Here is a 6,714-nt window from a genome sequence, read left to right as displayed (position 1 = left end):
TAATAAAAATAAAATTATAATCATTAAAAAAACAACAATCAATGTTAAAATTTATTTAAAGTTAAATAAACATAAATTCATAGAGATATTCGAAAAGTAACTGCAACTACACCTATGAAAAATATAGTAATACTTTTTTTAAAATTAATACTACTTAAAAACATAAAAAAATATAAAAAAGTATTACAAATCAGTAAAAAATATTAAAAGTGAGAGAAAGTTAAGCATTCCTCTCAAGTACAAAATCTGCAATATCTGAAAGTATCTGTTTAGATGAAGAATCATCCAATATTTCAAGTACTTCTTTTGCTTGAACCACAGATTCTTGAGCCAAATTGCGAGCATATTCAATAGCACCACAATTTGTTAAAATTTCAATTGCCTCATCTATCTCATCTTGTGAATTATTTTCCGCTTTCAAGATTTCAAGCAATCTTCCATCATCATTAGCTAAACCTTTAATTGCAATGATTGTCATTTTGCCCTTGCCAATGTCAGAACCGATTGGTTTACCTAATGTTTCCTCATCCGCTGCAAGGTCGAGATAATCATCCTGAATCTGGAAAGCAAGACCAATCAAACGGCCATATTCATACATTGCATCAATAACTTCATCAGATGCTCCGCCCATGATAGCTCCAGCTTTAGTGGCAGCCGCAATCAAAGCACCAGTTTTTTTGAAAATCATTTCCATATATTCATCTTCTGTAACATCAAACCTGTCTTCAAAGCCCATGTCAGATGCCTGACCTTCACAGATTTTAACGCATGCATCTGCAACAGTAGCTAAAGCTTTGTTATTTTGTTCAGAGCTGGTACCTTCACTACCAATAATGATTTCAAAAGCCTTTGAGAACAATGTGTCTCCTGCAAGAATAGCTACATCATCGCCCCAAACTTTATGAACAGAAGGCATTCCTCTCCTCATATCATCCTGATCCATGATATCGTCGTGAATAAGTGAAAATGTATGAATCAATTCAATGGCTGCAGCAGACTTTAAAGCATTTTCCTTTTTTCCTCCAACAGCTTCAGAGACTATTAATGTTAAAGCCGGCCTGAGCATTTTTCCACCAGCTCTTGTAAGATAAACTGAAGCTTCTGCAAGATTTTCTGGAGTGATTGTTGCCAATTCTTCTTCGATAGTTTTTGTAATATCAGTGGAATAATTTCCAAGTACTTCTTTTACATTACTCATTGTAATACCCTCTTTTTAACTTTTAAAAACTTGTGCTTGAGCATTTCTTAAAATATGAATATCATATCCGATTCTGTATCCTTCTTCTTCAGCAAGTTCAGCGTAAGCTGCAAGCATTGATAAATCTCCGTGTGCTGGAATAATATGCTGCGGTTTTAACATACGTAAAAATTCCCTGTGGTCTTCTCTTCCAGCGTGCCCGGAAACGTGAGCATTAGGATAGATTCTTGCACCCTTTGTTTTTAATCTCCTTTCCATAATATGTCTGTTTGCAGCATTTGTTGGGTTTGGAATGATAGGTGCTGAAATAATAACATTATCTCCTTCCTTAATATTGAAAGGAGTTCTTCCATTTGCAATTCTTGGAAGCAACGCATCTGGTTCTCCTTGGTGCCCTGTAGTTACAAGCAAATAGTTTGCCCTATCTTCATCAGCTTTCATTAAAGCCTTATTTACCGCCTTTGGAGAGCCATAAATGCTAGCATTTTTTGGCAATTTTAAAATTCCTAAATTCTGTGCTATACCGCAAAACCTTTCCATTGATCTGCCCAGGAAAAATATTTCCCTGTGACTTTGTTTTGCAATATCCGCAATAGCCTGTACACGTTCAACGTGGGATGAAAATGTAGTTACAATCATACCTGTTTTTTCTTGTAACGGTCCTTTCATAACATCCTCTAAAATATTTCTGGCTATTCTTTCTGAATGAGTTTTTACTTCTTTATAATTTATTGCATTAGTGGTCTCTACAATTAAAGCAAGCACTCCTTCCCTACCTAACTCTTTTAATCTTTTATAATCCGGTGGTGGAGATACTTTCTGATGGTCATCAAATTTAAAATCCAATGCATAGACAATAATTCCTTCAGATGTATGCAATACTGGAAATACAGCCTGTGGAATACTGTGTGTTGACTGTACAAATTCCAAAGTAATGTCTTTTGAAAGCTTCAATTTGTTTCCTGGATTTAATGGTTTGATTTCATTTGTTACTTTGAATTTACGTTCACCTTTAATTTGCTTTTCAATTAAAGCAGCAGTATAAGGTGTTCCGATTAATGGCGCATCATATCTATGTGCCAATTTTGCAACTGCACCGATGTGATCCAAGTGACCGTGAGAGAATACAATTCCTTTGACTTTTCCATCAACATCCTTCATCAATGTATCGTCTGGAATAACCCCTCTTTCAATTAAATCTAAACTGTGCATTCTATCAATATCAGTATCCTCGTGCATACTGATTCTGTCTAAATGGATACCCATGTCAAAAATGATTACGTCTTCATTGATTTTGACGGCAGTCATGTTTTTTCCGACTTCCTGGTATCCGCCAATAGCGATTATTTCTACGCTCATGTTTCATCTCCTTGAATAATTCTTTGTGTTAATTCCTCTTTCATTTAGCCATTCTCTTGTTTTTCCGCGTATGACTAAATTTGACTGTTTTAGTTCTTCAATATTATTAGCGCCAACTAAAAACATTGCTATTCTTAATGAATCATTAAATCTATTAATAAATGTGTTCAATTTTTCTTGTGAGTCTGAATTCTTTAAAAACGGTAATGCCATACCTACAGCATCTGCTCCAAGAGCAATAGCTTTAGCAGCTTCAAGTCCTGTCCTTATGCCCCCGGATGAAATGACAGGAACGTCAACGGCATTGGTTACTTCCACAGTACTTACTGCAGTTGGAATTCCCCAATCCCAAAATATTTCTCCTAAATATCTATCTTCTGCACGGTATGTTTCTACAGCAGCCCAACTGGTTCCGCCAGCACCTTCAACATCAATGTAATCAACACCTGCATTAACCAACTGCTTTGCAGATTCGGCTGAAATTCCACAACCTGTCTCCTTTGCAAGCACTGGAATATCAACAGCATCGGTAATCTGGCTAATCAAATCAAGATATCCTCTTGCATCAAGGTCTCCTTCAGGCTGAATTGATTCCTGAAGAGGATTTAAATGAATAGCTAAGATATCCGCATCCAATATTCCTACAGCCTTTTCAGCTAAATTGAGTTGAGGTGCTCCAATATTACCAACTAGCAAACAATCAGGTGCATTTTCACGAACAACAGTGTATGTGTCTTCTAGTTCCGGATGTTCGCATGCGGCTCTTTGAGAACCAACACCCAATGCAATATTATGTGCCTCAGCGGCAATCGCCAATTGTTTATTAATTTCTTTTGCAGCCGGATGGCCTCCTGTAATAGCTGTAATAAATAAAGGTGAGTCTAGTTTTTTACCAAAAGCCTTGGTAGATAAGTCTATTTCTTGTTTGTTTATTTCAGGCAATACATTGTGAATCAATTCAATGTCCTCAAAACCTGTGGTCTTATCCCTAAACTCAACATCATAATTTTCACAAATTAATAAATGCTCTAATTTTCTATCTGAAATCATGTTAATTTCCCCTTGAAATTACTGTTCCTTTAACTTCTTCGTTTTCTAAGACTTTATAAATATTATTTTCTACTTCAGCATTTATTATTTTAGATTCAATTCCTAAATCTGCTAAATATAAAAGTTCTTTAATTTTGCCGACCATTCCTCCGGTGACATCGACATTTGTTGTTCCTTCAAAGGTATCTAAATCCTTAAGAGAAGTGAACTTCTCGAAAAATATGGCATCGTCATGGGTTTTTGGATTCTTGTTATATACTCCATCAACATCAGTTCCCAAAATAACCTTATCTGGATTAAGATTCATTGCAAGATACTGGATAAGCTGATCTCCTGAAATAACACAAATTTCTAACTCATCATCCAAAACAACATCCCCATAAATAACAGGGATGAACCCTTTATCCAAATATCTTTTAAATGCATCCAAATTGCCACTGGTAATTCTTTTATTTGTAGCAGTCATGAAACTAGATGCGGGAATAGCAACAACAGGCAATCCAACATCAATGAATGCTTCACAGATATACATATTTAGTTTTTTAACGGCATTTTGAGTTTCACAAAATCCTATTCTCTTTTGAGGATATTCGGATTCGTCAAATTTCTCTCCAATTTTATATTTCTTTGCTGGAGGATGTCCGAATGACCCCGCTCCATGAACTATAATTAACTCTTTAGGAGAGTTATCTAGAGAAGATTTGATTTCAAGAGCAATTCTTTTAAGGCTTTCAGTATCTACTTCACTTTCCTTAGAGTCCTTATTTGTTAATATGCTCCCGCCAATTTTTAAAATAAACATTAAATCACTTATAAACCCTTGAAGAAACCCCTTTACGTGTAAACTGTATTTTTAAAATATTGTCATCACGAGCAATAGCTTCAGCTACATCATCAACTTTACCTGGACAGAGAGCAATAATGCTTCCCCCACCACCTGCACCAGTAGTTTTGGAACCGATTGCACCGGCTTCCCTTGCATTATATACCATACGAGATAATTCTAAAGTATTTACTCCTAAAACATCTAAAAATCCATGATTAATGTTCATCAATTCCCCAACCTTAGCAAAATCCCTTTTAAGAATTGCTTGTTTTGCATAATTTGTTAAATTTCCCATTGCGGAAATTACCGGATTTATGATTTTAGGATTCCTGTTTTTTAAATTCCTAACATCTTTAACCATCTTTCCAGTATTTCCATGTTTAGTAGTGTAACCTACAACAAAAGGAGCATTGAAATTAACTTTAAAATGTTCTACCTGTTTTTTTCTTGATAAATAAACAAGTCCTCCATATGTGGAAACCATTGTATCCAAAGGACTGGCTACCCCTTGAACCGCCTGTTCTACCATATGGGCATCATGAGCTAGAGATTTCTTATTGAAACGAACATTATGATATCTATATAACGCAGCCAGTGTAGCTACGGTAACTGCAGCAGATGACCCGAGTCCAGAACCAATAGGAACATTTGAATTTAATGTTATTTCTATCGGTGAGTGATCATGAGCTCTATAAAGAGATTCTAAAATATATCTAATAATACCCGGTTTTCCTTTTGTTAAGATGTATTTCTTTTCCTCAGAAAGCAAAATGGCTTCAAATCCTATATCTGGTGCTTTAAAAATAGATTCATCACAGTCTGATTCTTTAATAGTGATATAAGCTCTTTTATTTACAGCTCCAGCTATCGCTGGTTGATCATAAACAACAGAATGTTCTCCAAACAATATTGTCTTTGCCGGAGCAGAAGCCTTTGCTATCATTTAAACACCTATTTAAAAACACCTGAAGCATATCCTACAACTGAAGTTAAATCTCCGGTAACGTCTCCACTAGTCTGATAGGCAAGTATTTCTGAATTGTTTTTGCCAAGACGTTTAGAAAGAGAGATTGTTGTCATTACAGGCCCATATCCGCACATTGTAATATTATATTGAATGACCTCTTCAAAAAGCTTGAATTCATTCATTTCCTCAATATCTTCCAAAACAAAGCCATCAACTTTATTGGCTTTCTCCTGATTATTGAAATGAGACAAATCAGTGCTTGCAATTACTGCATAAGATTTGCCCAATTTATTTCCGGCTTCAAAAATGGCATTTGCCAAATCATTTGAAGTTACGAAATTCTGTGTTCCCATTGTAATTGGAACAATTTTAAAATCGGAAGAGAAATATTGAAGGAAAGGAAGCTGTACTTCAATACTGTGTTCACGAATATGTGCTTGAAAATCAGCACTTGCAATATCCGAAACGGATATTATTTCATCTGCAAATTCGCTGTCGACTTCAACGCTTCCTAAGGGAGTGAGCCACTGGCCTTCATTAAAGACAGAAATCTCTGTGCCGAAGCCCGTGTGGTTTGGACTTAATATAATGAAAACTTCAGGAAAACCATTTTGAACTAATTTGCAGTAACCATGACTAGCTACTGCACCAGAATATTGATAACCTGCATGGGGAACCATAATATTGATAGGGTAATCTGTACCTTCAAAATTCTTTAGTTCTGGAATTTCACCAACACCTGAATCATCTAAAAAACAGCTTTCAATAAGCCTTTTTAGATTTTCAGCATCTCTTGGATAAAATGCTCCAGCCACAGCAGGTTGTCTTAACATTTTACTCACTTAAAATTTAAGTTCAAAGTCAGTTGCATCAATATCTAAGTCACCATCTTCAGGAATAGTTCCTCTTTCTCTTAAGATTTGTCTTGCAAGTAACCAGTAAACTAAAGCAATAGCTTTTCTACCTTTGTTGTTTACAGGTATAGCTACATCAACGTTGGATAAAAGATTTTCTGTATCACATAATGCAACTACAGGAATACCATTTTGTCTTGCTTCAATAACTGCTTGTGAGTCACTTCTAGGGTCAGTAACAACTAATAATTTTGGTTCAATGAATTTTGAGTATCTTGGATTTGTAAGTGTACCTGGAATAAATCTACCAGGAATTGTTTTACAACCGGTTACTTCACCGAATTTTTTAACAGGTGCTTGACCATATTGTCTTGTTGATACTACAAGAACATCATCAGGGTCGTATTTTGATAATAATTTTGCGGCAATTATGATTTTATCATTACTGCTTTTAACATCT

Annotated in this window: 7 protein-coding genes; all 7 read right to left on the bottom strand. The window is 35.4% G+C overall.

What is annotated here, in order from left to right; all coding sequences use genetic code 11:
• Positions 1 to 220: 220 nt before the first annotated feature.
• On the bottom strand, positions 221 to 1,198 hold the full coding sequence (gene idsA, locus ACKI3D_RS06285) for a short chain isoprenyl diphosphate synthase IdsA (protein ID WP_407393013.1): 978 nt from the start codon (positions 1,196 to 1,198) through the stop codon (positions 221 to 223).
• A 15-nt stretch (positions 1,199 to 1,213) separates the two neighbouring features.
• Positions 1,214 to 2,557: an RNase J family beta-CASP ribonuclease gene (locus ACKI3D_RS06280; protein WP_407393012.1), complete on the bottom strand. Its 1,344-nt coding sequence runs from the start codon at positions 2,555 to 2,557 to the stop codon at positions 1,214 to 1,216.
• Between the two features lie 3 nt (positions 2,558 to 2,560).
• The gene (fni, locus tag ACKI3D_RS06275) at positions 2,561 to 3,607 is read right to left on the bottom strand and encodes a type 2 isopentenyl-diphosphate Delta-isomerase (RefSeq protein ID WP_407393010.1); all 1,047 of its coding nucleotides are present in this window, start codon (positions 3,605 to 3,607) and stop codon (positions 2,561 to 2,563) included.
• A gap of 1 nt (position 3,608) precedes the next feature.
• Entirely contained in the window at positions 3,609 to 4,409 is an 801-nt protein-coding gene (locus ACKI3D_RS06270) for an isopentenyl phosphate kinase (RefSeq protein ID WP_407393008.1), read from the bottom strand.
• Between the two features lie 4 nt (positions 4,410 to 4,413).
• A complete protein-coding gene (gene mvk / locus ACKI3D_RS06265) occupies positions 4,414 to 5,376 on the bottom strand; it encodes a mevalonate kinase (protein ID WP_407393006.1) in 963 nt (320 codons plus the stop codon).
• 8 nt (positions 5,377 to 5,384) lie between these two features.
• Entirely contained in the window at positions 5,385 to 6,233 is an 849-nt protein-coding gene (gene amrB / locus ACKI3D_RS06260) for an AmmeMemoRadiSam system protein B (protein WP_407393004.1), read from the bottom strand.
• A gap of 9 nt (positions 6,234 to 6,242) precedes the next feature.
• A partial coding sequence (gene rpsB, locus ACKI3D_RS06255) for a 30S ribosomal protein S2 (RefSeq protein ID WP_407393002.1) occupies positions 6,243 to 6,714 on the bottom strand: 472 nt, incomplete at its 5' end.

Origin of the sequence: Methanobrevibacter sp. (assembly GCF_045586545.1) — an archaeon.
Lineage (GTDB): Archaea > Methanobacteriota > Methanobacteria > Methanobacteriales > Methanobacteriaceae > Methanocatella.
Note: the sequence above shows the minus strand (reverse complement) of the source record. Positions and strands in the feature narration are given on the sequence as shown.

Coding starts and splice junctions, on each gene's coding strand:
- fni (WP_407393010.1), bottom strand. CDS start 3,607: ATGATTTCAGATAGAAAATTAGAGCATTTATTAATTTGTGAAAATTAT.
- mvk (WP_407393006.1), bottom strand. CDS start 5,376: ATGATAGCAAAGGCTTCTGCTCCGGCAAAGACAATATTGTTTGGAGAA.
- amrB (WP_407393004.1), bottom strand. CDS start 6,233: ATGTTAAGACAACCTGCTGTGGCTGGAGCATTTTATCCAAGAGATGCT.
- ACKI3D_RS06280 (WP_407393012.1), bottom strand. CDS start 2,557: ATGAGCGTAGAAATAATCGCTATTGGCGGATACCAGGAAGTCGGAAAA.
- ACKI3D_RS06270 (WP_407393008.1), bottom strand. CDS start 4,409: ATGTTTATTTTAAAAATTGGCGGGAGCATATTAACAAATAAGGACTCT.
- idsA (WP_407393013.1), bottom strand. CDS start 1,198: ATGAGTAATGTAAAAGAAGTACTTGGAAATTATTCCACTGATATTACA.